The organism is Allobosea sp. GW821-FHT03A12, from assembly GCF_058986765.1.
Genome location: NZ_JBYSVZ010000003.1, coordinates 133,874 through 160,690, shown reverse-complemented (window position 1 = coordinate 160,690; position 26,817 = coordinate 133,874). Strand labels below are relative to the sequence as shown.

General features: G+C 67.9%; 20 protein-coding genes. 11 read left to right on the top strand and 9 right to left on the bottom strand.

Annotated elements, in window-relative coordinates:
• The first annotated feature begins 1 nt into the window (after position 1).
• On the top strand, positions 2-5,248 hold the full coding sequence (locus AC3WLC_RS08560) for an alpha-2-macroglobulin family protein (protein WP_493683502.1): 5,247 nt from the start codon (positions 2-4) through the stop codon (positions 5,246-5,248).
• 142 nt (positions 5,249-5,390) lie between these two features.
• Positions 5,391-7,517, top strand: a complete 2,127-nt coding sequence (gene pbpC, locus AC3WLC_RS08555; protein WP_493684521.1) for a penicillin-binding protein 1C — start codon at positions 5,391-5,393, stop codon at positions 7,515-7,517.
• Between the two features lie 69 nt (positions 7,518-7,586).
• Here the strand turns inward: pbpC and AC3WLC_RS08550 are convergent, their stop codons facing one another.
• The 3 genes from AC3WLC_RS08550 to AC3WLC_RS08540 form a co-directional block, all read right to left on the bottom strand.
• The gene (locus AC3WLC_RS08550) at positions 7,587-8,567 is read right to left on the bottom strand and encodes a tripartite tricarboxylate transporter substrate-binding protein (protein ID WP_493683501.1); all 981 of its coding nucleotides are present in this window, start codon (positions 8,565-8,567) and stop codon (positions 7,587-7,589) included.
• Positions 8,568-8,713: 146 nt separating this feature from the next.
• Positions 8,714-11,788, bottom strand: coding sequence for an efflux RND transporter permease subunit (locus AC3WLC_RS08545; RefSeq protein WP_493683500.1), 3,075 nt, complete (start codon positions 11,786-11,788; stop codon positions 8,714-8,716).
• Positions 11,785-12,909, bottom strand: coding sequence for an efflux RND transporter periplasmic adaptor subunit (locus AC3WLC_RS08540; protein ID WP_493683499.1), 1,125 nt, complete (start codon positions 12,907-12,909; stop codon positions 11,785-11,787). The genes AC3WLC_RS08545 and AC3WLC_RS08540 overlap by 4 nt, the downstream gene beginning before the upstream one ends.
• Before the next feature lie 136 nt (positions 12,910-13,045).
• On the opposite strand from AC3WLC_RS08540, the gene AC3WLC_RS08535 reads away from it, so the two are divergent.
• The 8 genes from AC3WLC_RS08535 to AC3WLC_RS08500 all read left to right on the top strand — a co-directional run bounded on the left by AC3WLC_RS08535 (position 13,046) and on the right by AC3WLC_RS08500 (position 19,960).
• A complete protein-coding gene (locus AC3WLC_RS08535) occupies positions 13,046-13,660 on the top strand; it encodes a TetR/AcrR family transcriptional regulator (protein ID WP_493683498.1) in 615 nt (204 codons plus the stop codon).
• Between the two features lie 147 nt (positions 13,661-13,807).
• Positions 13,808-14,626: a phosphonate ABC transporter ATP-binding protein gene (gene phnC / locus AC3WLC_RS08530; RefSeq protein ID WP_493683497.1), complete on the top strand. Its 819-nt coding sequence runs from the start codon at positions 13,808-13,810 to the stop codon at positions 14,624-14,626.
• A 76-nt stretch (positions 14,627-14,702) separates the two neighbouring features.
• Positions 14,703-15,620: a phosphonate ABC transporter substrate-binding protein gene (gene phnD, locus AC3WLC_RS08525; protein WP_493683496.1), complete on the top strand. Its 918-nt coding sequence runs from the start codon at positions 14,703-14,705 to the stop codon at positions 15,618-15,620.
• A gap of 162 nt (positions 15,621-15,782) precedes the next feature.
• Complete coding sequence (phnE, locus tag AC3WLC_RS08520) at positions 15,783-16,664, top strand: phosphonate ABC transporter, permease protein PhnE (RefSeq protein ID WP_493683495.1); 882 nt, start codon at positions 15,783-15,785, stop codon at positions 16,662-16,664.
• Positions 16,661-17,515, top strand: coding sequence for a phosphonate ABC transporter, permease protein PhnE (gene phnE, locus AC3WLC_RS08515; RefSeq protein ID WP_493683494.1), 855 nt, complete (start codon positions 16,661-16,663; stop codon positions 17,513-17,515). Before phnE (AC3WLC_RS08520) ends, phnE (AC3WLC_RS08515) begins: the two co-directional genes overlap by 4 nt.
• A 328-nt stretch (positions 17,516-17,843) precedes the next feature.
• Entirely contained in the window at positions 17,844-18,476 is a 633-nt protein-coding gene (locus AC3WLC_RS08510; protein WP_493683493.1) for a glutathione S-transferase family protein, read from the top strand.
• 33 nt (positions 18,477-18,509) lie between these two features.
• Complete coding sequence (locus AC3WLC_RS08505; RefSeq protein ID WP_493683492.1) at positions 18,510-19,430, top strand: DMT family transporter; 921 nt, start codon at positions 18,510-18,512, stop codon at positions 19,428-19,430.
• Between the two features lie 212 nt (positions 19,431-19,642).
• Positions 19,643-19,960, top strand: a complete 318-nt coding sequence (locus AC3WLC_RS08500) for a DMT family transporter (RefSeq protein WP_493683491.1) — start codon at positions 19,643-19,645, stop codon at positions 19,958-19,960.
• A 5-nt stretch (positions 19,961-19,965) separates the two neighbouring features.
• Here the strand turns inward: AC3WLC_RS08500 and AC3WLC_RS08495 are convergent, their stop codons facing one another.
• Both AC3WLC_RS08495 and AC3WLC_RS08490 read right to left on the bottom strand, forming a co-directional pair.
• Positions 19,966-20,868, bottom strand: a complete 903-nt coding sequence (locus AC3WLC_RS08495; RefSeq protein WP_493683490.1) for a LysR family transcriptional regulator — start codon at positions 20,866-20,868, stop codon at positions 19,966-19,968.
• A gap of 25 nt (positions 20,869-20,893) precedes the next feature.
• Positions 20,894-21,865 carry a KpsF/GutQ family sugar-phosphate isomerase gene (locus AC3WLC_RS08490; RefSeq protein ID WP_493683489.1) on the bottom strand — a complete coding sequence of 324 codons (972 nt, stop codon included), beginning with the start codon at positions 21,863-21,865 and terminating at the stop codon, positions 20,894-20,896.
• A 149-nt stretch (positions 21,866-22,014) separates the two neighbouring features.
• Between AC3WLC_RS08490 and AC3WLC_RS08485 the strand changes: the two genes are divergently transcribed.
• Positions 22,015-23,571 (top strand): outer membrane beta-barrel protein, encoded by a 1,557-nt coding sequence (locus AC3WLC_RS08485; protein WP_493683488.1) that lies wholly within the window; start codon positions 22,015-22,017, stop codon positions 23,569-23,571.
• A 12-nt stretch (positions 23,572-23,583) separates the two neighbouring features.
• Here AC3WLC_RS08485 and AC3WLC_RS08480 read toward each other — a convergent pair whose 3' ends face one another.
• The 4 genes from AC3WLC_RS08480 to phnL are packed head-to-tail and all read right to left on the bottom strand — an operon-like array spanning position 23,584 to position 26,785.
• Positions 23,584-24,204: an LbetaH domain-containing protein gene (locus AC3WLC_RS08480; RefSeq protein WP_493683487.1), complete on the bottom strand. Its 621-nt coding sequence runs from the start codon at positions 24,202-24,204 to the stop codon at positions 23,584-23,586.
• A gap of 34 nt (positions 24,205-24,238) precedes the next feature.
• Complete coding sequence (locus tag AC3WLC_RS08475) at positions 24,239-24,940, bottom strand: DUF1045 domain-containing protein (RefSeq protein ID WP_493683486.1); 702 nt, start codon at positions 24,938-24,940, stop codon at positions 24,239-24,241.
• 7 nt (positions 24,941-24,947) lie between these two features.
• Entirely contained in the window at positions 24,948-26,087 is a 1,140-nt protein-coding gene (locus AC3WLC_RS08470; RefSeq protein WP_493683485.1) for an alpha-D-ribose 1-methylphosphonate 5-triphosphate diphosphatase, read from the bottom strand.
• Positions 26,087-26,785 carry a phosphonate C-P lyase system protein PhnL gene (gene phnL / locus AC3WLC_RS08465; RefSeq protein WP_493683484.1) on the bottom strand — a complete coding sequence of 233 codons (699 nt, stop codon included), beginning with the start codon at positions 26,783-26,785 and terminating at the stop codon, positions 26,087-26,089. The genes AC3WLC_RS08470 and phnL overlap by 1 nt, the downstream gene beginning before the upstream one ends.
• Positions 26,786-26,817: the final 32 nt, after the last annotated feature.

Here is a 26,817-nt window from a genome sequence, read left to right as displayed (position 1 = left end):
CATGCGCCATCTCGTCCGTCTCGCCCTCCTGCTCGGCCTGACTGTCGCCGCCGGACCCGCTTTCGCTCAGAAGGCCTATGTCCGGCCCGATCTCGCCAGCGACGGCCAGCGTCTGGAGGAGCGCTTGAAGCGCGAGGTCTCGGTCGGCCAGCGCCCCTTCGCCACCCTGCTGCGCGACGGCACCGCCGCCCTCGGCCGCGGCGATGCCCGCGCCGCCCTGCCGCTCGCCAACGCCGCGGCAGTCGCCGATCCCACCAATCCCGGGGGCTGGCGCCTGATGGCGCAGGCGGCGAGCGGCATCGAGCCGCGCGATTATCGCGAACGCTATGAGTTGCGCGAGCGCGCGATCAGCGCCGCCTATCTCGCCTATCAGCGCTCGACCTCGCGCCCGGACGAAGCCTCCTCGCTCGGCGTGCTCGCCCGCGTCTTCGAGAAGCACGAGCTCTGGCGCCCGGCGCTGACCACCTATCGTCTCAGCCTCGACCTCGCCGACAATGCCTCGCTGCGCACCGATTACGAGGCGCTCAGGGCCCAGCGCGGCTTCCGCCTGACTTCCAACAAGGTCGATTCCGACGCGGCGAGCCCGCGCGCCTGCTTCGAATTCTCCGAGCCGCTCTCGCGCGGCCGCGTCGACTTCACGCCCTACGTCGCCATCACCGGCAAGGGCGATTTCGCCGTCACCGGCGAGGAGCGCCAGCTCTGCGTCGACGGATTGCGCCATGGCGAACGCTACAGCTTCGTCATCCGCCAGGGCGTCCCCTCGGCCATCCCCGACGAGAAGCTGCTGAAATCGGCCGATTACGAGGTCTATGTCCGCGATCGCGCCCCGTCCGTGCGCTTCACCGGCAAGAACTACGTGCTGCCGCGCACCGGCCAGCAGGGCGTGCCGGTCGTCTCGGTCAATGCCGACAGCCTCGATCTCGAGGTGATGCGCATCGGCGACCGCAACCTGATCGGCTCGGTCCATTCCGACGACTTCCTCAGCCAGCTCGGCAGCTACAACGCCAGCCAGATCGCCTCGGACAAGGGTTCGAGCGTCTGGAAGGGCACGATGGCGGTGAAATCCGAGCTCAACAAGGACGTCACCACCGCCTTCCCGGTGCTCGAGGCCGTCGGACGGCTCCAGCCCGGCGTCTACGTCATGTTCGCCAAGCCGACCGGCACCACCAAGACGGCGAGTTCCTCGGACAGCGACGGCGACTATGACGACGGCACCACCCGCGCGACACAGTGGTTCGTCGTCTCCGACCTCGGCCTGACCTCCTTCTCCGGGCCGGACGGCGTGCATGTGCTGGTGCGCTCGCTCGCCGACGCCTCGCCCGTCGCCAATGCCGAGCTGCGCCTGATCGCCCGCAACAACGAGGTGCTGGCGACCGTCCGCTCCGACCGCGACGGCTATGCCCGCTTCGACGCCGCCCTCGGCAAGGGCCAGGGCGGCAATGCGCCGGGCCTCGTCACCGCCAGCGTCGGTGAGGATTACGGCTTCCTCGACCTGAAGCAGACCGCGTTCGATCTCTCCGATCGAGGCGTGAAGGGCCGCGTCGCCCCGGCCGGGCTCGACGCCTTCCTCTATACCGAGCGCGGCGTCTATCGCTCCGGCGAGACGGTCTACCTGACGACGCTGCTGCGCGACGCCAAGGGCGCCGCCGTCTCCGGCCTGCCGCTGACGCTCGTCGTCAGACGGCCGGACGGCGTCGAATATCGCCGCCGCCAGGTCGAGGATCAGGGCGCCGGCGGCCGTGCCCACTCGATCCCGCTGATCTCCGGCGCCCAGACCGGCACCTGGCGCGTCCAGGCCTATTCCGACCCGAAGGGCGCCGCGATCGGCGAGATCTCCTTCCTGGTCGAGGATTACGTCCCCGAGCGGCTGGAACTGACGCTGTCGCCGAAGAAGCAGATGCTGCAGGCCGGCGAGCCGGCCGAGATCGACGTTAACGCCCGCTATCTCTATGGCGCGCCCGGCTCCGATCTCGACGTCACCGGCTCGATGACCGTGCGCTCGGCGGCGCAGACCGCGATCCCCGGCTTCGCCGGCTACGAGGTCGGCCTGACCGACGAGGCCTTCGAGCCGCAGCAGGCCGAGTTCGAGGACGCCGCCAAGACCGGCGCTGACGGCAAGGTCACCATCGCCAATCCGGTCGCCCAGCCCGAGACCAACCGGCCGCTCGAAGTCGAATTGACTGTGCGCGTCGGCGAGCCCGGCGGGCGCGCCATCGCCCGTTCCGTCACCATGCCGATCGTGCCCAAGGGCGCCGCCATCGGCGTGCGCAAGGCCTTCAAGGAGGGCGAGCTCGGCAACGGCCAGACCGCGACCTTCGACGTGATCATGGCCCAGGGCGACGGCCGCCGTATCGCTCGTCAGGGCGTGAAATGGACGCTGTCCAAGGTCACCCGCAACTATCAGTGGTTCTATCAGGACGGCCGCTGGAACTATGAGGGCGTCAAGACGACCCGCCGCGTCGCCGATGGCGAGATCGCCGTCGCCGAGAACGCCCCGGCCCGCATCTCCGCCCCTGTGCAATGGGGCAATTACCGGCTCGATGTCAGCGCCGATGGCAGCGAGGCGACCGAGACCAGCGTCTCCTTCAATGTCGGCTACGAGACCGAGAAGACCGCGGACCAGCCCGACGTGCTCGACGTCGCGCTGGACAAGCCATCCTACGCCAATGGCGAGAGCATGCAGGTCCGCCTCACCCCGCGCTTCGCCGGCAAGGCGACGCTGGCGGTGATGAGCGACCGCGTCGCCGAGATCCGCACCGTCGACGTGCCGGCCAACGGCACGACCGTGACGATCCCGGCGAAGTCCGACTGGGGCGCCAGCGCCTATCTCGTCGTGCTCGCCCATCGCCCGATGGACACGGCTGCCCAGCGCATGCCGGGCCGCGCCATCGGCCTCGCCTGGTTCAGCGTCGGCAAGGACGAACGCAACCTCGCCATCGATCTCGGCGCGCCCAACCTCGTGCGTCCGCTCTCGACGCTGTCGCTCCCGGTCAGGGTGACCGGCGCCAAGGCCGGTGAAGAAGCCTTCGTCACCGTCGCGGCGGTCGATATCGGCATTCTCAACCTGACCCGCTTCGAGAGCCCCGATCCGAGCAAGTACTTCTTCGGCCAGCGCCAGCTCGGCCATGAACTGCGCGATCTCTATGGCTATCTGATCGACGGCATGCAAGGCGCGCGCGGCGCGATCCGCTCCGGCGGCGACGCCGCTCCGCAGCTCAATGGCGAGGCGCCGACGCAGGAGCCGCTGGCGCGCTATTCCGGCGTGGTCAAGCTCGGGCCGGACGGCACTGCCAAGGTCGACTTCGAACTGCCGGCCTTCAACGGCTCGGTCCGCGTCATGGCCGTCGCCTGGAGCGCAGGCCGCACCGGCCAGGCCAGCGCCGACGTCTTCGTGCGCGACCAGATCGTGGCGCAGGCGACATTGCCGCGCTTCCTGGCGCTCGGCGACCAGTCGCGCTTCCACCTGCAGATCGACAATGTCGAGGGGCCGGCCGGCTCCTATCTCGTCGATCTCGACGTCAAGGGCCCGGTCGTGGTCGCTGCCGACGCGACCCGCCGCAGCATGACCATGGCCGCCGGCGCCAAGAGCTCGTTGACGATCCCGGTGACCGCCGCCGGGCTCGGCCGCGCCAGCTTCGACGTCAAGGTCACCGGCCCGAACGGCATCGGCACGGTGCAGAACCTCGCCGTGCGCGTGCAGCCCTCGACCCAGACGATCGCGCGCCGGATCGTCCGCCCGATCCCGGGCGGCGGCTCGCTCACCGTCTCCTCCGACCTGATGGCCGATCTCGTGCCCGATTCCGGCGCGGTCTCCGTCTCGGTCTCGCCGGTCGCGGCGCTCGATGTCGCGGCGGTGCTGAAGGCGCTCGACCGCTACCCCTATGGCTGCACCGAGCAGACGATCAGCCGGGCGCTGCCGCTGCTCGTCGTCAACCGGCTCGCCTCGATGGAGCAGCTGGCACTCGACGGCAATGCCGACGAACGCGTCAATGCCGCGATCGAGCGCGTGCTCGCCCGCCAGGGCAATAACGGCTCTTTCGGCCTCTGGGGCGTCGGCGGCGAGGATCTCTGGCTCGACGCCTTCGTCACCGACTTCCTGACCCGCGCCCGCGAGCGCCAGTTCGCGGTGCCGCAGACCGCCTTCAACATGGCGCTCGACCGCCTGCGCAACCAGGTCGTCAACACCAGCGAGATCAACAAGGAGGAAGCGGCCGGCATCGCCTATGCCCTCTACGTGCTCGCCCGCAACGGCCGGCCGGTGATGGGGGATCTGCGCTATCTCGCCGACAACAAGCTCGGCGATTTCGGCTCAGCCTTGGCCCGCGCCCAGATCGGCGCCGCGCTCTCGCTGCTCGGCGACCGCACCCGCGGCCGCGCCGCCTTCACCAGCGCACTGGGAACGCTGCAGCAGGCAAGCGATGACGGCCTGTCGCGTGCCGACTACGGCTCGCGGCTGCGCGACGGCGCCGGCATCCTGACCCTGATCGCCGAGAGCAATGGTGAGCGCGCCGACCTCTCCCGCGCCGCCGACGTCGTCCAGAATGCGCGCCAGAATGCGCGCTACACCTCGACGCAGGAGAACATGTGGATGGCGATGGCTGCCGCGGCGATGGCCAAGGACGCCGAGGGCATGGCGCTGACGGTTGACGGCGCCGAGCGCAAGGGCGCCTTTTACCGCACGGTCCCGCAGGCGTCGCTGGAGGCCAAGCCGCTGGTCATCGGCAATCCCGGCACCGCCTCGGCCAATGCGGTGATCACCGTCTCCGGCATCCCGTCGACGCCTGAGCCGGCGCTGAACCAGGGCTTCGGGCTGGAGCGCACGCTCTTCACCATGAAGGGCGAGCGCGTCGATCCCTCGCGCCTGCGCCAGAACGAGCGCTATGTCGTCGCGCTCAAGGTCACCGAACCGGCGGCGCGCTATGGCCGGCTGCTGCTGGTCGACCCCGTCCCGGCCGGGCTGGAGATCGAGAACGCCAAGCTGACCGAGGGGGCCTCGGTCGAGGGCCTGGGCTGGCTGAAGCAGGAGGTTTCGCCCGTTCATACCGAGGCGCGCGACGACCGCTTCGTCGCCGCCTTCGAGCGCAGCGGCGGCAAGAACGATCCGCTGAGCTACACGGTCGCCTATATCGCCCGGGCCGTCTCGCCCGGCCGCTATGTCGCGCCAGCGGCAGTGATCGAGGACATGTACCGGCCGGATCGCTTCGGCCGGACGGGGTTCGGCACGATCGAGATCACGTCGGCACGGTGACCTCGTGAAGCCGAGGCCGGATGAGCGGGACGCGACACCACCCCCTCTCCCCTTGCGGGAGAGGGTTGGGGTGAGGGGTCGCGCCGCGCGTGATCGCTGGCGTCTCATTGCAAAAGCCATTGGAAGCGTCGCGAGACCCCTCATCCGGCCCTTCGGGCCACCTTCTCCCGCAAGGGGAGAAGGGAAGCGCGTCTGGCCGCGCCGGCTTGCCTATGCCGGCCTCGGCGTCGTTGCGCTGGCCGCGGCCACCGCCGCCTCCCTCTACTGGTATGCTTCGACCCTCCCCCCGATCGACTTCGCCGCCGCGCGCGACCGCTCGACCGTGGTGCTCGACCGCGAGGGCAAGCTGCTGCGCCCCTTCGTCACCAATGACGGGCGCTGGAAGCTGCCGGTCGGTGCTGACGACGTCGATCCGCGTTACCTCGCCATGCTCAAGGCCTTCGAGGACAAGCGCTTCGACGACCATGCCGGCATCGATCCGCTCGGCGCCCTGCGTGCTGCGGGGCAGATGCTGGGCAACGGCCGCATCGTCTCCGGCGGCTCGACCCTGACCATGCAGGTCGCGCGCCTGCTCGAACCGCGCCAGGAGCGCTCACTCTCGGCCAAGCTCAGGCAGGCGGTGCGCGCGGTCGAATTGGAGCGCCGCTTCAGCAAGATCGAGATTCTCGACCTCTATCTCACCCTCGCCCCGTTCGGCGGCAATCTCGAAGGGGTGCGTGCCGCGAGCTTCGCCTATTTCGGCAAGGAGCCGAAGCGGCTCTCGACCGCCGAGGCGGCGCTGCTCGTCGCCCTGCCGCAATCGCCCGAGACGCGCCGGCCCGACCGCTTCCCGGAAGCGGCGCGCAAGGCCCGCGAGCGCGTCCTCGCTCGCGTCGAAGCCGCTGGCCTCGCGACGCCCGACGAGGTCGCCGCCGCGCGCGACGAGCCGGTGCCGACGGCGCGCAAGCCATTCCCGAATCTCGCCCCGCATACGGCCGAGCAGGTCGTCGCCGAGGCGCCGGAGCAGCGCAGCCAGCGTCTGACCATCGATGCGCGCTGGCAGGCGAGCCTGGAGCAGCTCGCCCGCGAGCGCGCCATCGGTCAGGGGCCACAGCTCTCGATCGCCATCCTGGTCGCCGACAACGAGACCGGCGAGATCCGCGCCTCGGTCGGCGGCGTCGATTATTTCGACGCCGGGCGCGCCGGCTCGCTCGACCTGACGCAGGCGCTGCGCTCGCCCGGCTCGGCGCTGAAGCCCTTCATCTACGCGCTCGCCTTCGACAATGGCCTCGCCCATCCCGAGACCATGCTGGAGGACCGGCCGACCCGCTACGGCCTCTACGTTCCCGAGAATTTCGACCTCGGCTTCCAGGGTATGGTCAGCGCCCGCAAGGCGCTGCAGCTTTCGCTCAACTTGCCGGCGGTCGAGTTGCTCTCAGCTGTGGGGCCACAGCGTTTCCTGTCCCGCCTGAAGGATGCCGGCGCCGCCATCGCCATGCCCAAGGATGGCGGCGCGCCCGGCCTCGCCATCGGCCTCGGCGGCCTCGGCATCACCCTCTCCGACCTCACCCGGCTCTATGTCGGCCTCGCCCGCGGCGGCGAGGTCGTGCCGCTGCATGTGAAGCCGGCGAGCGGCGCCACCGAGCCGCCTTTGCGCCTCGTCGAGCCGGTCGCCGCCTGGTACGTCGCTGATACGCTGCTCGGGGCGCCGCCGCCGCTCAATGCGCCGCCCGGCAGGATCGCCTACAAGACCGGCACCTCCTATGGCTATCGCGATGCCTGGGCCGTCGGCTTCGATCGCAAGCACACGATCGGCGTCTGGGTCGGAAGGCCGGACAATGGCGCGGTGCCCGGACTGGTCGGACGCGTCGTCGCCGCGCCGATCCTGTTCGACGCCTTTGCCCGCATCGGCCTCGATCCCCATCCCTTCGTCCAGCCGTCCGGCACGATCGCCGCCAGCAGCGCGACCCTGCCGCCGCCGCTCCGGCATCTGCGCCAGGACGTGCCGAAGACCGTCGCCGCGCTGGCGACGCCGGGCCTCAAGCTCGCTTTCCCACCCGAAGGCGCGAAGATCGATCTCGCCGCCTCGGCTCTCGACGGCGCCCCGCAGCTCAACCTCAAGGTCTCTGGCGGCGTCGCCCCCTTCACCTGGCTGGTCGACGGCGCGCCGGTAATGTCGGCGGTGAAGCGCCGGGAAGCCGCCTGGCAGCCGCCCGGCAAGGGCTTCGTCCGGATCTCGGTGATCGATGCAGCCGGGGCGAGCGAGAGCGTCTCGGTCAGGCTGCAATAGCCAACGCATTTTCGAGCGAAGTGGATACCGGTTCGCGTGAAGAAAATGCGATAAGAGAAAAGTTCAGCCTCACTCGATCTTGACGCCGCTTGCCTTGATGATCGGCGCCCAGCGCTCGATCTCCGCCCCGACGAAGGCGCGCAGGCCAGCGGACTCCTGCAGTTCGGCCGAGGGGATCTCGGCGCCGAGCTCGTTGAGCTTGGCCTTCACCGTCGCATCGGCGAGTGCCGCCTTCAGCGCTCCGTTCAGCTTGGCGACGACCGGGGCGGGCGTGTCCTTCGGTGCGAACATCGCGTTCCAGACCTCGACCTTGAAGCCGGGCACGCCGGCCTCGGTGCTGGTCGGCACATCCGGCAACGCAGTGGCCCGATTCACCGAGGCGACGGCGAGCGTCTTGATCGTGCCGGCGCGGTGCTGCGGGGCGACATTCACCGCCTGGTCGCAGAGATAGTCGACCTGGCCGGCGACGAGATCGTTCATCGCCGGGCCGGTGCCGCGATAGGGCACGCCGTTCGGCTTGACCCCGACGACGGTGTTGAACAGCAGGCAGGTGGTGTGGCTGACCGAGCCGACGCCAGCATGGGCGTTGCTCGCGGCCTTCTCGTTCGCCTTCACCCAGGCGACGAATTCCGAGAGCGTCGCGCTCGGATGGGTCTTGCGGACCGTCAGGAAGATCGGGTTGGTGTTGACCAGTCCGACCGCGGCGAAATCCTCGACCGGGCGGTATTTCAGGTTCGGGTTGAACGAGACGGCCGCGGCATGCGTGCCGGTATGGCCGATCAGGATGACATGGCCGTCGGCGGGCGCGGCCATCAGGCGCTGCCCGGCGAGCGTGCCGGCGGCGCCGACCGCGTTCTCGATGATCACCGGCTGACCGAGCGTGCGGCTCATATGCTCGCCGACCAGGCGCCCGACCACGTCGGTCGGTCCACCCGCCGCGAACGGGATCAGCATGGTGATTGGCTTGCTCGGGAAGACTTGCGCCTGCGCGATCGGGCTCGCCGTGCAGCCGGCGAACGCCGCAGCCTTGAGCCAGAAACCAATCTTCATGCCGTTCCTCCCGTTTATGTCACGGGCGGCACCTGAGTTCTCGCTCATTGGGCGCCGCCGCCGGACGAGGTAGCGTCGGGCGGCGGTGAAAGCGAATAGACGTTTCCGCTAAGGGCTATCCGGATATCCTCTACCCGGATCGCCGATCATTCCGCCGGCTGCGGATGCGCCTCGGCCGGGGCATGACGCGAGCCGTGCTTGCTGCGCGCCATATAGCTGTAGGCCACCGGCACGACATAGAGCGTGAGCAGCGTGCCGAAGGTCATGCCGCCGACGATGACCCAGCCGATCTGCGAGCGGCTCTCGGCGCCGGCGCCTTCCGCCAGCGCCAGCGGCACGGCGCCGAGCACCATCGCGCCGGTGGTCATCAGGATCGGCCGCAGGCGCAATTCCGCTGCCTCGACCAGGGCGTCGACGAGCTCCCGGCCCTCCTCGCGCAGCTGATTGGTGAATTCGAGGATCAGGATGCCGTGCTTGGTGATCAGGCCAACCAGGGTGATCAGACCGATCTGGCTGTAGACGTTGAGCGTGCCGCCGGAGAAGTAGAGCGCGGCGAGCGCGCCGGTGATCGACAGCGGCACGGAGACCATGATCACGACGGGATCGACGAAGCTCTCGAACTGCGCCGCCAGCACCAGATAGATGAAGCCGAGCGCCAGCAGGAAGACCAGCAGGATCGAGGAGCCCGACTGCTTAAACTCGCGGCTCTGGCCGGAATAGTCGGTCTGGAACGAGGTCGGCAGCACCTTGGCCGCCCCCTGCTCCAGCACGCTCAGGGCATCGCCGAGCGAATAGCCCGGCCCCGGCACGGCGGTGATCGTCGCCGAGCGCAGCTGGTTGAAGCGGATCAGCTCCTTGGGCGCGACGTTCTCCTCGACCTGGACCAGGCTGGAGAGCTGCACGACCTGGCCGCCGCGGCCGATCAGATAGATCGACTGCAAGGCCTGCGGCGTGTTGCGGTCCTCGCCCGCGACCTGCAGCATCACGTCGTACTGCTTGCTGTTCATGTTGAAGCGGGTGACCTGGCGCCCGCCCAGCAAGGTCTCCATGGTGCGCCCGATCACGTCGACGCCTACGCCGAGATCGGCGGCGCGCTGGCGATCGATCGAGACCTTGATCTGCGGCTTGTCGAGGATGAGGTTGCTCTCGATGTTGGTCAGCGCCGGATTACCCTGCACCTCGGCGATCAGGCGATCGACGTTCTGCTTGATCTCGGCATAGCTGTCGGAGGAGCGCAGCACGAACTCGACCGGCTTGCTGTTGGCGCCGCCCTGGCCGAGCGAGGGCGGGTTGGTCGCGAACAGGCGGATGCCGGGGATCTGCGACAGCCCCTTGTTGATCTCGGCGACGAGATCCTGCTGCTTGCGGTGGCGCTCTTCCCAGGGCTTCAGGCGCGCGAAAGCGATCGCCCGCGTCACGTCGGGGAAGCCGACGATGACGAGATAGCTGTCGACTTCCTGGATCTTGCTGAAATAGTCCTCGACCCGCCGGGCATAGTCGGCGGTGAAGGCCATGGTCGCACCTTCGGGCGCGACGCCGATCGCGGTGATGGTGCCGCGATCCTCGACCGGCGCCAGCTCGGAACGCAGATTGGTCAGGAAGAAATAGCTGCCGCCGGCGACGCCGAGCGCCAGCAGCACGATCACCGGCCGGACCCTGAGCGCAAAGCGCAGCGAGCGGCGATAGCCGCTCGAGAGCGCCTCGAAGAAGCGCTCCAGTGCATTGTAGAGGAAGTTGTGCTTGTTCTCATGGCGCAGCAGCTTGGCGCACATCATCGGCGTCAGCGTCAGCGCGACGAAGCCCGAGACCAGCACCGCGCCGGCGAGCGTCAGCGCGAACTCGACGAAGAGCTTGCCGGTGCGCCCGGTCGAGAACGCCATCGGCGCATAGACCGCAACCAGCGTCAGCGTCATCGCAACGACGGCGAAGGCGATCTCGTTGATGCCCTTGATCGCCGCCTTGTTCGGCTCCATCCCGTCCTCGATGTGACGGTGGACGTTCTCGAGCACGACGATGGCGTCGTCGACGACGAGGCCGATGGCGAGCACCATCGAGAGCAGGGTCAGCGTGTTGACGGTGAAACCCATCGCATACATCAACGCGAAGGCGCCGATCAGCGAGACGGGAATCGTGACGAGCGGGATCAGCGTCGCCCTGAGCGAGCGCAGGAACAGGAAGATGATCAGCACGACGAGGACGACCGCCTCGCCGATCGTCGAATAGACCGCCTTGATCGAGCGGTCGATGAAGATCGAGGTGTCGTAGGAGGTCGCGATCGACATGCCGTCGGGCAGGTCGTCCCGGATGCCCGGCAGCGCCGCGACGACGCCCGAGGAGACGTCGAGCGGATTGGCCGTCGCCTGCTTGACGATGCCGATCGTCACCGAGGGCTCGCCGCCGAACCAGGCGGCGTTGCGCTCCTCACGCGCGCCGAGCTCGACCTTGGCGACGTCGCGCAGCTTGACCGGGAAGCCGCTCGCGTCCTTGACCGTGATCTCGCGGAACTGCTCCGGCGTGATCAGGCTGGTCTGCGAGAGCACGGTGAATTCGCGGTCGTTGCTCTCGATCCGGCCCGACGGGATCTCGATGTTCTGAGAGCGCAGCGCGCCCTCGATCTCCTGCACGGTGATGTTGTAGGCGGCCATGCGGGCGCGATCGAGCCAGATGCGCATGGCGAACTGGCGCTGGCCGAGGATGCGGACCTCGGCGACGCCGGTGATGTTCTGGACCCGGTCGGAGATGAAACGGTCGGCGAAGTCGGTCAGCTCCAGCGGCGAATGGCGCTTGCTGGTCAGCGACAGATACATCACCGGCTGGGCGTCGGCCTCGACCTTCGCGATGATCGGCTCGTCGATCTCGTCGGGCATGCGGCCACGCACGCGGCTGACGCGGTCGCGCACGTCGGACGCCGCGACATCGGGATCGACATCCGGGCGGAAGCGCACCGAGATCTGGCTGCGCTCCTGGCGGCTGGTCGAGTTGATGATCTCGATGCCCTCGATGCCAGCGATCGAGTTCTCCAGGATCTGCGTGACCTGCGTCTCGATGATCTCGGCGCTGGCGCCGCGATAGACGGTCTGCACCGAGACGATCGGCTCGTCGATGTTCGGGTATTCGCGCACCGTCAGGCGCGTATAGGAGACGAAGCCGATCAGGACGACGAGCAGGCTGAGGACGGTCGAGAGGACCGGCCGGCGGACGAAGAGCTCGAACAGGCTCATTGCTGCGCGACACCCGGCTGCACGACGCCCGGCAGCGAGCTGGTCTGGACCGAGGCCTTCTCCTTGATCGCCACGGTCGAGCCGTCGCGCAGGCGCATCTGGCCGGCGGTGACGATCTGCTGGCCGGCTTTCAGCCCCTTCACCACCTCGACCTTGCCGAGCAGGCGCTTGCCAAGCTCGACCGGCATGCGCCGCGCCTTGCCGCCCTCGACGACGAAGACCGCCTTGCCGACGCCATCCGGCACGACCGCGGTCTCGGGCACGAGCAGGGCGTTGTCGCGCTTGTCGACCACCACGGTGACGCGGGCGAACAGGCCGGGCTTCAGCACGAGGTCGCCATTGGGGATGGTGGCGCGCAGCTTGACAGCGCGGCCGTTGACGTCGACCACCGGGTCGATCGCGAAGACCTGGCCGGTGAAGGGCCGGTCGGGCACCGCATCGACCTTGAGCTGGATCGGCTGGCCGACCTTGACCTGGGTCAGGAAGATCTCGGGCACGCGGAAGTCGACCTTGATCGGGTCGATATTGGTCAGGGTGATCAGCGGCTTGCCGATCGAGACGAAATCGCCGACGCCGACCGCCCGCAGGCCGACCACGCCGGTGAACGGCGCCTTGATGGTCGCCAGAGCGAGCTTGGCCTGGACGAGCTGGATCTTTGCCTCCTGCGAGGCGAGTTGCGCCGTCGCCTGCTCCAGCGCGACCTGCGTCCCCGAGCCGCGCTGCACCAGCGAGCGGTTGCGGTCATGGGTATCGCGGGCGAGGGAGAGATCGGCTTGGGCCTGCTTCAGCTCGGCGTCGAGCATGGCGGTGTCGAGCATGACCAACTTCTGGTCCTTGGCGACCTTCTCGCCCTCCTTGAAGCCGAGCGCGACGACTCGGCCGGCGATCTCGGGAGCGATCACCACGGATTCGTCCGCGGCGAGCGTGCCGAGCGCCTCGACCTCCTCGTTGACCGAGGCGAGCTCGATCGTGCCGACCTCGACCGGCACGCCAGCACCCTGCCCGGGTCCCGTCGCTTGCGCCTGCGCTTGCTGGCCGCTGCCCTTGAAGTGGTTGCGGTAGCCATAATACCCGCCGCCCGCCAGCCCGGCGACAAGGATAAGGAGGAGAAAACGCTTCATCAGGCTGGACGCTCCGGTAGTACGGACATATTCTAGACTGGACGGTCTAGTTTGATAAGCACCCTTTAAGGGCGGAAGCGTGACGGAATGATCAATGCACGGACGCGGTAGCGCCACCGCTGCAGAAGCAAGACCGATGCCGGCAGAAAAATCACGGCCGGATAAACACGACGCGATCACCCGGGCCGCGTCGGAGACGTTCCTGGCCGAGGGCTTCGATCGCGCCAGCCTCGACCAGATCGCCCAGCGCGCCGGCGTCTCCAAGCAGACGATCTACAGCCACTTCGCCGACAAGCAGGCGCTGTTCCTGGTGATCTGCTCCGAACTCACTGAAAAGCTGACGATTCCGCTGCGCCGGCCGGCGAGCGAGACCGGCGATCTGCGCGCCATCCTGCTGCGCCTGGGCGAGGACGCCCTGGCGATGATGCTGCATCCCGCCTCGCTCGATCTGCATCGCCTGATCGTTGGGGCCGCCAGCCGCTTTCCCGAATTGGGACAGGCTGCCTACGAGGCCGGCGCCGGGCGGATGATCACGGAACTCTCCACTCTGCTCGCGCAACGTTCACGATCGGGTGATGGCCTGTCGCGGCCGCTCGCCCGCGCGGAAGCCGACAGGCTCGCCGAGCAGTTCATCGGCATGCTGCGCGGCTTCCATCAGGTCCGCGGCCTGCTTGGCATCGATCCCGTTGCCGAGGCCGAGCGCAGGACGTATGTCGCGGCTTGCGTCGACCTGCTGCTGCGGGCGGACTGACGTTCCGGCCTCGCCCGCGAGCGCGGGTGGTATGGTTGACGATCGATGACCGGCCTTCCACCGCGATCGTCCCGGAATGCGCCTCCTGTCACGGCGCTGTCATCTGCCGCCGATACCGCATCATCCCGCAATCGCGGGAGAGTGTTGATGCTGCGGATCGAGGGTCTGACCAAGCGTTTCGGCGGCAAGGCCGCCGTCGACAACGTCACCCTGTCGATTCCGCGCGGCGAGATGGTCGGCGTGATCGGCCGCTCGGGCGCCGGCAAGTCGACGCTGCTGCGCATGCTCAACCGCCTTGCCGACGCCAGCGAAGGCCGCATCCTCAGCGAGGAACGTGATGTCACCGCCCTGCGCGGCGCGGCGCTCCGGGCCTGGCGGCGCGACACCGCGATGATCTTCCAGCAGTTCAATCTGGTCGGCCGCCTCGACGTGCTGACCAATGTGCTGCTCGGCCGCCTCAACCATCGTTCGGCGGCGCTGACGCTAGTCAAGAGCTTCTCGCAGGACGACAAGGTCCGCGCCATCGCCGCACTCGAGCGCCTCGACATGGGCCATCTGCTCGCCCAGCGCGCCGAAACCCTCTCCGGCGGCCAGCAGCAGCGCGTCGCCATCGCCCGCGCGCTGGTGCAGGAACCCAAGATCATCCTGGCCGACGAGCCGATTGCCTCGCTCGACCCGCGCAACACCCAGGTCGTCATGGACGCGCTGTTTCGCATCAATCGCGAGGACGGCATCACGGTGATCTGCAATCTCCACCACCTCGACATCGCCGCGAAGTATTGCGACCGGCTGATCGGCATGGCCGGCGGCAAGGTCGTGTTCGACGGCCCGCCGCATGCGCTGACCAGCGAGCTCGCCGCCGAGCTCTACGGCATCGAGGCCAAGGACGCCGGTGCCGAGGCGCTCGACGCGCTCGAAGCCATCGCCAGCCAGGAAGCCAAGCGCGCCAAGCAGAACGCCGCCTGAGACAGCCGGCGGCGTGCCCGCGGGCCTGCCCTTACGCCTGACCTTTCACCACCGATTTTTCCAAAGGAGCACCACCATGCTGACCCGTCGTCATACCCTCACGCTCGCCGCAGCCGGCCTCGCCGCGACGCTCGCTGCGCCGGCCTTCGCGCAGGACTGGAAGGCGAAATATCCCGAGCTCGTCTTCGCCATCATCCCGTCCGAGAACGCCTCGGGCGTCGTCGAGCGCTACACCCCCTTCGTGAACTATCTCGCCAAGGAGCTCGGCACCAAGGTCACGCTGCGCATCGCCAACGACTACGCCGCGATCATCGAGGGCCAGCGCGCCGGCAACATCCATATCGGCATGTACGGCCCGGCTTCCTTCGCCCGCGCGCTGATGACCGGCGCCAAGGTCGATGCCTTCGCGATCGAGACCAATATCGACGGCACCAAGGGCTACTACTCGGTCTTCTACGTGAAGAAGGACTCGCCCTACCAGAAGATCGAAGACCTGAAGGGCAAGAACCTCGGCCTGGTCGACCCGAACTCGACCTCCGGCAACAACGTCCCGCGCTTCGCGCTCGACGGCATGAAGATCGAACCCGAGGCCTATTTCGGCAAGGTCGTCTACACCGGCAGCCACGAGAACGCGATCATCGCCCTGCAGCAGGGCACCGTCGACATCGCCGCCAACTGGTGGAACGACGAGCAGGAATCGAACCTGCTGCGCATGGACCGCAAGAAGATGGTCAAGGCCGACGATTTCCGGATCATCTACAAGTCCGAGCAGATCGTGAACTCGCCGATGGCCTATCTCTCCGACTTGCCGGAGGAGCTGAAGACCAAGATCCGTGACGCGGTGCTGAACCTCGCCACCAAGGACAAGGCCGCCTTCGACAAGATCTATGAAGGCAAGCAGGGCCCGCTCGTCGCCGTCGACAACAAGGCCTACGACCCGATCATCGAGCTGAACAAGTTCGTCGACGCGCTGCGCAAGAAGAAGTCGTCGTAAGCCTTTACACCCGCTACCCGTCATGGTCGGGCTTGTCCCGACCATCCACGTCTTCGCTTCACTGATCGCGTGCGGTGTTCAAGACGTGGATGCTTGCCACAAGGGCGAGCATGACGGCCGCGGCGCGTACTCGCCGCCCCCTCCTCCGGCGACGGACCCATCATGACACTCGCGATCGATCGCAACGACCCGGCCATCGCGGCCCATGCCGAGCTCTATCGGCGCGAAATGGCGGCGAAACGGCTCCAGACCCTGCTGGGCGCGGCAATCTTCGTCGCCTGCGTCGTCCTCGCCGCGATCGGCGCCGAGGTCGATCTTGCGAAATTCGCCGCGAATGCCTGGCGCTTCCCCAAATACATCCTCGAGACCATGCCGACGCTGCGCCTGGCGACGTTCGGCGCCGATCTCAAGGAATGGTACTGGGGCCTGAACGGCTGGTTGAAGCTGCTCTGGCAGACCTTGCTGATCGCCTATATCGGCACCGTGCTCGGTGCCGTCGGCGGCTTCCTGCTCTGCTTCACCGCCGCCAGCAATCTCGGCCGTTCGCCCTGGCTGCGCTGGGGCACGCGCCGCTTCCTCGAATTCTGCCGCACCGTCCCCGAGATCGTCTTCGCGCTGATCTTCGTCATCGCCTTCGGGCTGGGACCGCTGCCCGGCGTGCTCGCCATCGCCATCCACACCATGGGTGCGATGGGCAAGCTCTTCTCCGAGGTGGTCGAGAACATCGACATGAAGCCGGTCGACGGCCTGACCGCGACCGGCGCCGGCTGGTGGCAGACCATCCGCTTCGCGGTGGTGCCGCAGGTTCTGTCGAACTTCGCCAGCTACGCGCTGCTGCGCTTCGAGATCAATGTCCGCGGCGCCTCGATCATGGGCTTCGTCGGCGCCGGCGGCATCGGCCAGGACCTGATCGAGGCGATCCGCAAATTCTACTTCACCGATGTCAGCGCCATCCTGCTGCTGATCATCCTCACGGTGATGATGATCGACTACGGCACCGAGCGCCTGCGCCATGCGCTGCTCAGCCTGGAGCACGGCAAATGACGCTCGCCCTCTCACCAAGCGACCGCGCCGCGCTGATCGCCCGCCACAAGGCCGCGATCGACGGCTCCCTGAAGACGAAGCTCACGACCATCGCCGTCGTCGGCGGCCTCGTCGGGCTCTTCCTCTACGGGCTGACGACGCTCGAGACCTCGATCTGGAAGATCATCGCCGGCTTTTCCAATCTCGGCACCTTCGTCGTGCTGATGCTGCCGCCCGATCCAGGCTCGTTCGCGCGCGCCATCATCTTCGTCAAGGCGCTGTTCGAGACCATCGCCATCGCCTTCCTTGGCACGATCCTGGCGGCGATCCTCGCCTTCCCGCTCGGCTTCCTCGCCGCCAAGAACGTCGTCGCCAACCGCGTCGTGCATTTCCTGGCGCGCCGCTCGATGGACACGGTGCGCGGCGTCGACGCGCTGATCTGGGCGCTGATCTGGGTCAATGTCGTTGGCCTCGGCCCCTTCGCCGGCATGCTCGCGATCATGACCAGCGACCTCGGCGCCTTCGGCAAATTGTTTTCCGAAGCGATCGAATCCGCCGACCGCAAGCCTGTCGAGGGCGTCGCCTCGGTCGGCGGCGGCAAGTTCCACGAAATCCGCTTCGGCTTGATCCCGCAGGTGCTGCCGGTGATTGCCAGCCAGGTGCTCTACTATATCGAATCCAACACCCGCTCCTCGACCATCATCGGCATCGTCGGCGCCGGCGGCATCGGCCTCTACCTCGCCGAGACCATCCGCACGCTCGAATGGCAGCAGGTCTCGTTCCTGATCCTGCTGGTCCTGGCGGCGGTGACCGCGATCGACTTCCTCTCGAGCAAGCTGCGTTTCGCGATCATCGGCAAGCGGGCGATCTGAGGCCCTCGCGATACCACACCTGCCAGGCTCGACCGATCTGGGACGATCGAGGCGCGGGGAACCCTCTCCTGGAAGGAGAGGGCAGGGTGAGGTGTGGGCTGCCTGACCAGTTCCGTGAGCGCCGACCGCGCGGTGAGGTTCAAGCCAACGTTTTCAGTCCGAACACCTCACCCCTACCCCTCTCCTTTTAGGAGAGGGGATCCCGCGCACAATGCTCAGCCCTCCGCGAAGGCATGTGCGATTCCGCATAATCGCAAGGCCACATCACACATCGTGATGCACCAGCGCACAAGCTATCTCATCGGCATCCACACCTCGGAGCAAGCCGATGACCCCGATCGACCTCTACACCTACCAGACCCCGAACGGCCACAAGGCCTCGATCATGCTCGAGGAAACCGGCCTGCCCTATGCCGTCACCGTCATCGACATCGAGGCGGGCGAGCAGCACCGGCCGAGCTTCCTGGCGCTCAACCCGAACAACAAGATCCCCGTCATCGTCGACCACGACCATGACCGGACGATCTTCGAGTCCGGCGCGATCCTGCTCTACCTCGCCGAGCACTCCGGCGTGCTGCAGCCGAACGGCCCGCAGGCGCTGAGCAAGACGCTGCAATGGAGCTTCTTCCAGGCGGCGCATGTCGGGCCGATGATCGGCCAGCTCTGGCATTTCAAGGTCTTCGCCAAGGAGAAGCTGCCCTATGCGATCGAGCGCTATGAGCGCGAGACCGCCCGCATCCTGCGTGTCCTCGACGGCGAGCTGGCGCTGCGGCCTTATCTGGTCGAGGCCAGTTACGGCATCGCCGACATCATGGTCTGGCCCTGGATCAACGCCCTGCCCAAGCTCGGGCTGAGCCTGACCGACACCCCCCATCTCAAGCGCTGGCACGAGACGATCGCGGCCCGCCCCGCCGTGCAGCGCGGCCTTGCCGTGCCGGCGCTCGCGCACGCCGACGCCTGAGCGCGCTCGGCCAGACCCATAGGACACCTCGTCATGGATACCCTCTTTATTCCCCTCTCCCTGGCCGCCGGTGGCCTGCTGGCGGTGCAGGCCGGCGCCAATGCGCAATTGTCGAAGGCGACCGGCAGCCCCTTCGCCGCAACCACGATCCAGGTCGTGCTCGCCGCCCTCCTCCTGCTGATCGTCGCGATCGCGACCGGCACGGCCGCTGCGTTCGGCGGGCTGCGGGCCGTGCCCTGGTGGCATGCGATCGGCGGCATCGCGACGGCGCTCTATGTCGCCTCGACCATCCTGGTCTTCCCGCGGCTCGGCGCCGTCGTCGCGGTCGGCCTGTTCATCGCCGGCCAGATGCTGGCCTCGCTCGGCCTCGACAGCTTCGGCGTGCTCGGCGTGCCACAGCAGGCGCCGAAGCCCGCCACGCTGATCGGAACCGCCGCAGTGCTCGTCGGTGTGATCGCGATCGTCTTCGGCCAGAAGGGCGCGACCAAGGAACTCTCCGGCTCCAAGCTCGGCTGGATGCTGCTCGCCCTCATTGCCGGCGCCGTGCTGCCAGTCCAGGGCGCGATCAACGGCCTGCTGCGGCACGATCTCGGTGCGCCCTTCGTCGTCGGCACGATCAGCTTCGTGGTCGCGACGCTGTCGATGCTCGCGGTGCTGCTGCTGACCCTGCTGACAGGTGGCGCCAAGCCCCAGCTCGGCGGCCTCAGGACCATGCCCTGGTGGGGCTGGATCGGCGCGGTCTGCGGCGCGACCTATGTCACCACCGTCTTCGTCGCGATCCCCGCCATCGGCACCGCCGCGACCGTCGGCCTGACCGTCGCCGGCCAGCAGATCGTCTCGCTCTTCGTCGATCGTTACGGCTGGTTCCGCCTGCCCCAGCGCGAGATCTCGACCCTGCGCTTTGCCGGCGTCGTGGCCCTGCTGCTCGGCGTCGCCGCGATCAAGGTCTTCTGATCCTCAACGGAAACCCCTCCCCCTTGTGGGGAGGGGAAGGGGTGGGGGGCGGAAAGTCGAGGCAAACTCACCCAAGATCGGGCCGATCTGCTTCTACAAGCCCCCGCTCACCCAGTCGTTCGCCCCCCATCCCCAAACCCTTCCCCATAAGGGGGAAGGGACGAGCCAGGGCGATCAGCCTTACACGGCCTCACTCTTTACGGAGATATCCCATGTCCTGGTTGCTGCTCACCGGAGCAGGCCTGCTCGAGATCGTCTGGGCAATCGCTCTGAAGCAGGCCGGCGGCTTCACCCGCTTCTGGCCGAGTGTGATCGGCATCGTCTCGGCCATCGTCAGCTTCGTCATGCTGTCGCTGGCGCTGAAGCAATTGCCGGTCGGGACCGCCTATGCGGTCTGGGTCGGCATCGGCGCGCTCGGCGTCGCCCTCGCCGGCATCGTCGCCCTCGGCGAGAGCGCCTCGCCCATACGCCTTGGCCTGCTCGCGCTGATCCTGATCGGTGTGATCGGCCTCAAGCTGGTCGAGGCTTAAGCCTCTTATGCGGAGGGTGAGCCCTCCCCTTCCAGCAAGGCGCGGCGCTTCCTGAAGGCGCCATAGGCGAAATCGGTGAAGGCGCGGACCCGCGCCGCGGCGCGCAGATCCTCATGGGTCAGGATCCAGAGCGCCGTCTCCATCTCCGGTATAGGACGGCGCACGCAAGTAAGGGCCGGGACGCTGTCGCCGAGATAGCAGGGCAGCGCCACCAGCCCGAGGCCAGCCACCGCCGCCTGCTGCATCGCCAGCAGCGAGTCGGCCCTGAGTATGATCTCGCTCTTCGGCAGCTTCGCCTGCATCCAGCGCGCCACCGAGGTGCCGCCGAGCGTGTCGTCCGGCCCGACCCAGCGATGCTCGGCGAGGTCGGCATGATCGTGGCGCGCGAGATAGGCAGGCGCGGCGTAGATCGCGAAGGCGATCTTGCCGACCCGGCGTCCGACCAGCGTCACTGGGGGATTGTCGGCGGTACGCAAGGCGACATCGGCATCGCGCTTGGTCAGGTTGAACATCAGGTTGGAGACCGCGACCTCCAGGGCGATGCCGGGATGCGCTTCGCTGAACTCGGCCAGGATCTCCGGCAGGACCGAGCCCATCAGCGTGTCGGTCGCGGTGATCCGGAGCGTGCCGGAAAGGCGCAAATCCTGCCCCGCGATCCTGCGTTCGAGCTCGGTGACGGTGCCGGAGATGCTGCGTGCCGCCGCGACCAGTTCCTCGCCGCCGGCCGTCAGCAGATAGCCGGTCGGCAGGCGCTCGAAGAGACGAAGGCCCAATTGCTGCTCGAAGGCGGCGATGCGCCTGAGCACGGTCGAATGGTTGACGCGCAGTTCGCGCGCCGCGCCGGCGAGCGAGCCGGCCTCGGCGACGGCGAGGACATAGCGCAGATCATCCCATTCGAGCGCGGCCATGAGCCCCCTCGCCAGATGCTATGAATCAGGCGACGCCGAGCGCCAGCAGATCGTGGACATGGACGAGGCCGACCGGCCTGTCCTGCGCATCGGCGACGATCAGCGCAGTGACGCGCAGACGGTTGACCATCTCCAGCGCCTCGGCGGTGAGCGCATCCGGCGCGATCTTGCGCGGATCCCTTGTCATCACGTCGCGCGCCAGCCGCCCTCCCCAGCCGGCGCCGTGCTTGCGGCGCAGGTCGCCATCGGTGACGACACCGGTGAGCTTGCCGTCGACGTCGACGACGACGGCGCAGCCAAAACCCTTGGCGGTAATCATCGAGACGACATCGGCCATCGCCGCGGTCTCGCCGACGACCGGCAGGCGCTCGCCCGAATGCATGATGGTCGCAACGGTCTTGAGCTGCGCCCCGAGCTTGCCGCCGGGGTGGTAGACGTAGAAATCCTGGCGCGAGAAGCCACGCGCTTCCAGCAGAGCGACCGCGAGCGCATCGCCGAGCGCCATCTGCATCGTCGTCGAGGTCGTCGGCGCGAGCCCGTTCGGGCAGGCTTCCTCCGCCTTGGGCAGGACGAGCGGGATATCGGCCTCGCGACCGAGCGCGCTGTCGCGATTGGCGGTGATCGCGATCAGGCCGACGCGGAAGCGACGGGTGTAGCCGACGATCGCCGAGAGCTCGACCGCCTCGCCCGACCAGGACAGGGCAATGACCACGTCCTCGGGCTGGACCATGCCGAGATCGCCATGGCTGGCCTCGGCCGGGTGGACGAAATAGGAGGGCGTGCCGGTCGAGGCGAGCGTCGCCGCAATCTTGCGGCCGACATGGCCGGATTTGCCCATGCCGGTGACGATCACCCGGCCGGAAGCGGCACGGATCATCTCGACGGCAGCGGCGAAGGGTTGGGCGAGGCCGTTGCCGATCGCCTGATGCAAGGCGTCGAGCCCGGCGCGTTCGGTGGCGATGGTGCGAAGGGCGGAAGCGCTGATGGTCGCGGTCATGGAGCGCGCCTCTAGCACGGCGCAGGCCCGCCTGGCCACCGGCGGCACCGCATTGACGGGGCATTAACCCTCTTCGTTCTAACTCCATTAACCATGCGCGCCGAGCCGGCGCGGATAAGTCTTTGCCTCGCCGGAGCACCGTCGCGCCCGTGTCCCGTTTCGCCCAGATTTGCTGGCTGGCCGGCGTCGCAGGCTGCTGCGGCGTCGCCGGGCTGACGAGCTGGCCGGAACTGGCCTTGGCGCAGACGCAGCCCGCCGACATGCCCGCGCGTCCGCGGACTCCGGCCTTGAGGACCGGCACGCCCGACTATGTCGCGCAACGGCCGAGCCCGGCTCCCGGGACTGCATCCGTCCTGCCTGATGGTGTCGACGATGCCGCTCCTGCACCGCGCGGCCGCTCCAGCGCGATCTCGAGCGGCCAGCCCGCGCGCGCCAGCCAGCCGATCCGGGCCTCGCGCCTGCGCGGCGTGACCCAGCGCGAGTTCCGCCAACCGCAGCCGGTGGTTTCCAACCTGCCGCCGGCGCTCCCGCCACCGCCCGAACCGCGCAAGCGCAAGCGGCCGGAGGAAGACCCCTACGCACCGCTCGGCCTGCGGCTCGGCAACGTCATCCTGCGCCCGGCGATCACCGGCTCGGTCGGCTATGACAGCAATCCCGAGCGCATTTCCGGGCCGAGCAAGGGCTCGCTGTTCACCCGCACCGAGGGCGAGCTCGGCGTCCAGTCCGACTGGAACGTGCACGAGCTCACCGGCATGCTGCGCGGCGGCTACAGCCGCTATTACCGCAACGACAACGCCTCGCGCCCGGACGCGGAAGGCAACATGTCGCTGCGCCTCGACGCAACCCGCGACACCCGCATCCTGCTCGAATCGCGCCTGCGGCTCGACACGCAGCGCCCGGGCTCGCCCGACCTGACCTCGGCGGTGCAGGGGCGGCCGATCACCTGGAACTATGGCGGCGCTGCCGGCGTCACCCACGATTTCAACCGCCTGCAATTGACCCTGCGCGGCTCGGTCGACCGGCAGGACTACGAGGACGCCAGTCTCGGCAATGGCCGCATCCTCAGCCAGGCCGATCGTAACCAGACGCAGTATGGCCTGCGCCTGCGCGCGGCCTATGAGGTGACGCCGGGCTTCAAGCCCTTCGTCCAGGCCGAGATCGACACCCGCCAATTCGACCAGAAGGTCGATTCCAGCGGCTATATGCGCTCCTCCGACGGCTATACGGTCCGCCTCGGCTCGACCTTCGAGATCAGCCGCATGCTCACCGGCGAGGTCTCGGGCGGCTATCAGGACCGCAAATACGAGGATGGCCGGCTGCGGAACCTGCGTGGCTTCGTCGGTGATGCCGCGATCCTGTGGACGCCAACGCCGCTGACCACGGTGACGCTGCGCGGCTCCGCCGAGCTCGGCGACACCACCATCCCCGGCTCGAGCGGCACCACGGCGCGCCGCGTCGGCCTCGAAGTGGCGCACGCGCTGCGCCGCAACCTCACCGTCACCGGCTTCACCACCTTCAGCCGCACCGAATATGACGGCCAGGACCTGCGCGAGAACCTGTCGACCATCGGTGCCAGGATCGAATACAAGCTGACCCGGACCTTCGCGGTCCGCGCCAGCTTCACCCATGAGCGGCTGAACTCGACCAATCAGGGCTCGGACTACACCGCGAACGTCGCGCTGGTCGGCTTGCGGGTGCAGTTCTAGGGCTCGGCGCCCTCAGCCCTCGTACTTCTCCAGGAACGCCTCGACGCTCAACGCCCGGAAGTCATCGAGCGCAATGCGCAGCTGCGCATGCTCCCAATCCCACCAGGCAAGCGCCATCAGCCGCCCGGCGATCTCCTCCGGGAAGCGCCGGCGGATGATGCGGGCGGGATTGCCGGCGACGATGGTGTAGTCGGGCACGTCCTTGGTCACGACCGCACCGCCCGCGACGACCGCGCCGGTGCCGATGCTGCGGCCGGCGAGCACGATGGCGCCATGGCCGATCCAAACGTCATGGCCGATCGTCACTGGGCTCATACGGCGCCAGTCGAAGAAGGCAGCCTCGTCCTGCGCATCCTCGAAATAAGCGCTGGCGCGGTAGGTGAAATGCGCCTGGCTCGCCCGCTGCATCGGGTGGTTGCCGGGGTTGATGCGGGTATGGGCCGCGATCGAGCAGAACTTGCCGATGGTCGTGTAGATGATGTTGGAGTCGTTCACGACATAGGAGTAGTCGCCGAGCGTCGACTCCGCGAAGACGGTGCGGGCGCCGATCTCGGTATAGCGGCCGAGCACGGCGTCGCGGACATTCGCGGTCGGGTCGATCACGGGCGCGAGCCCGAGCTTCTTGCCTGCCATGACGGGCTCCTCGCGATATGGTGGCTGCCCGGCTTCAGCCGAAAGGGAAGCTGTCGAGCAGCACGAAGCGGCTGCTGCGGCTCTGCTGTTTGAAGATGCCGACGCGGTCGATCGTGACAGGTTGGGCGGGCACGGCGTCCCTGTAAGCCAAGGCCAGCAGCGCCGCGACGGGCTTGACTTGCTCGTCCGGCAGCGAGCCGGTCAGGGTCATGTGGAAACGGAAGGCGTCACCGACATAGGGGTAGCCATAGGCTTCGAGATAGGCGCGGTGCGCCGGGGTCAGCGGACTCTGCAGGCGCCGCGCCAGATCGGCCTGCGAGAGCGGGGCGCGGAACGGCTCGAAGGCCTGGACAATGTCGAAGGCGAAGCGCTGCAAATCCTCGCTCGGTTCCGACGGCGTCAGCGCGATGAAGCGGCCGAGCGCGTTGACGCTGAGCCCGGCGAGCCGGACCGGCGGACGCCCGGCGACATAATTGCGCGCGAAGGCGCGCAAGGCGCCCTCATTGCGGCCATTGGCGAGCTCGAACGGCGCCTTCAGCGTGGCGTGGAAGCCATAGCGCCGCGGCTCGGCGGTCACGTCCGACCAGTCGAGGCCCTCGCAGCCCAGCGGGACGGCGAAATCGACATCCGCGCCGGTGACGGCGTCATAGCCCAACGTCGCGCTGCCGAAGCGCCAGAGGGCGCTGTCGGCGGCGGGAGCGTAGTAGAGCGCGTAGCGCGGCGCGGTCTCGGTCATGCTGCGCTCAGAAGGCCCGGCGTCCCTGCGACCAGACGGTGGCGATCACCGGCGTCGCGCCAAGCGCCTTGAAGCGCACGATATCGGCACGCAGGCCGGGCTTGAGATGACCGCGATCCTTGAGACCGAGGATGTCGGCGACCTTCCAGGTCACCTTGGCCATCGCCGCCGGCAGAGTAATGCCATGCTTGTCGTGGAGCTTGAGCACGGCCTGCAGCAGGCTCGCCGGGACATAGTCGGAGGAGAGCCCGTCGAGCAGGTCCTTCTCGGCCAGCTCCGCGACCGAGACACCGCCGGAATGCGAGCCGCCGCGGACGACGTTCGGCGCGCCGGCAATGGTGGCGAGACCGCGCTGCTTGGCGGCCTCGGCGGCCTCGACCGTGGTCGGGAACTCCGAGATCACCGCGCCCGAGGCGATGCCGGCCTCGACATGCTCGATCGTAGTGTCGTCATGGGTCGCGATCGGGATGCCGCGGGCCTGGAACATCTCGACCACGGCGCTCCAGTTGCGCCCGACATTGGCCGTTCCCTCGCGCTGGCGGACGACGACGTCCTCCTCGAACTCGGCTTCGGTCTTGCCATTGCCGAGCGCATAGGTACGCAAATGGGCGAGATCGCGCCACTGCCGCTGGCCAGGGGTGTGATCCATCAGCGAGACCAGCTGGACCAGGGCATCGTCCTGATAGGGCTCGATGTCGCGGAGCAGGTCGGGACTGGTCAGTTCGCAGCGCATATGGATGCGGTGGTCGATGCGGAAGACATTCTCGGCCGTGCCGAGCCGCAGCGCATCCATCACGTCGGAGAAAATGTCCTTGCGGTAGTCCTTGGCCGAGAAGGGCGTGCCGGCACAGATCGCGTCGTAGACGGTGGTGACACCGGCCGCCGCCATCTGCGCGTCATGGACCAAAGCCGCCGCGAGCCCGTTCGGCCAGAAGACCTTGGGGCGCGGCATGAAATGCTTTTCCATGTTGTCGGTGTGCATCTCGACGAGGCCGGGCGCGACATAATCGCCCTGGACGTCGATCGCTTCCGGCAAGGAGGAACGGCCCTGGTCGACCGAGCGGATGCCGCTCTCGTCGAAGGCGATGGTCCCGGTGACGACCTCGTCCTCGAGGATCAGGCGGGCATTGGTCAGGATGGTGGACATCAGGCGGCCTTCCGGAAATCGGTGATGTCGAGATAACGGGTCGCGACAGCCTCTCGCACGGCTTCGTCATGGAAGATACCGACGATGGCGGAGCCCTGTTCGCGCGCTTCGGCGATGAGCTTGACCACGACATTGCGGTTATTGGCGTCGAGCGAGGCGGTCGGCTCGTCGATCAGCATGATCGGCGAGGGATCAACGAAGGAGCGGGCGATGTTGACGCGCTGCTGCTCGCCACCGGAGAAGGTCGCCGGGGCGAGCTCCCAGAGGCGCTGCGGCAGGTTGAGGCGGGCCAGCATCGCCTTAGCGCGCTCGCTCGCCTCTTCAGGAGAGGCGCCGCGGGCGAGCAGCGGGTCGCGGACGATGTCGAGCGCCGTGACACGCGGGATCACCCGCAGGAACTGCGAGACGAAGCCGAGCGTGCGACGGCGGATGTCGAGCACCGTGCGCGGCACGGCCGAGACGATGTCGATCTGCCGGCCGCCATGGGTGATGGCGATGGTGCCGGAGGTCGGCCGGTAATTGCCGTAGAGGATGCGGAGCAGGCTCGATTTGCCGGCGCCGGACGCGCCAGCGAGTACCAGAGCCTCGCCGGCCGCGACCGAGAAATTGACGTTGTCGAACACCGGCAGGCGCACGCCGCCCTGGTTGTGCAGGGTGAATTCCTTGGCGACGTTCTCGACGTGAATCATCGTTGTCATGATCGAGATGCCTTGCGGGTTCGGAGTGACGC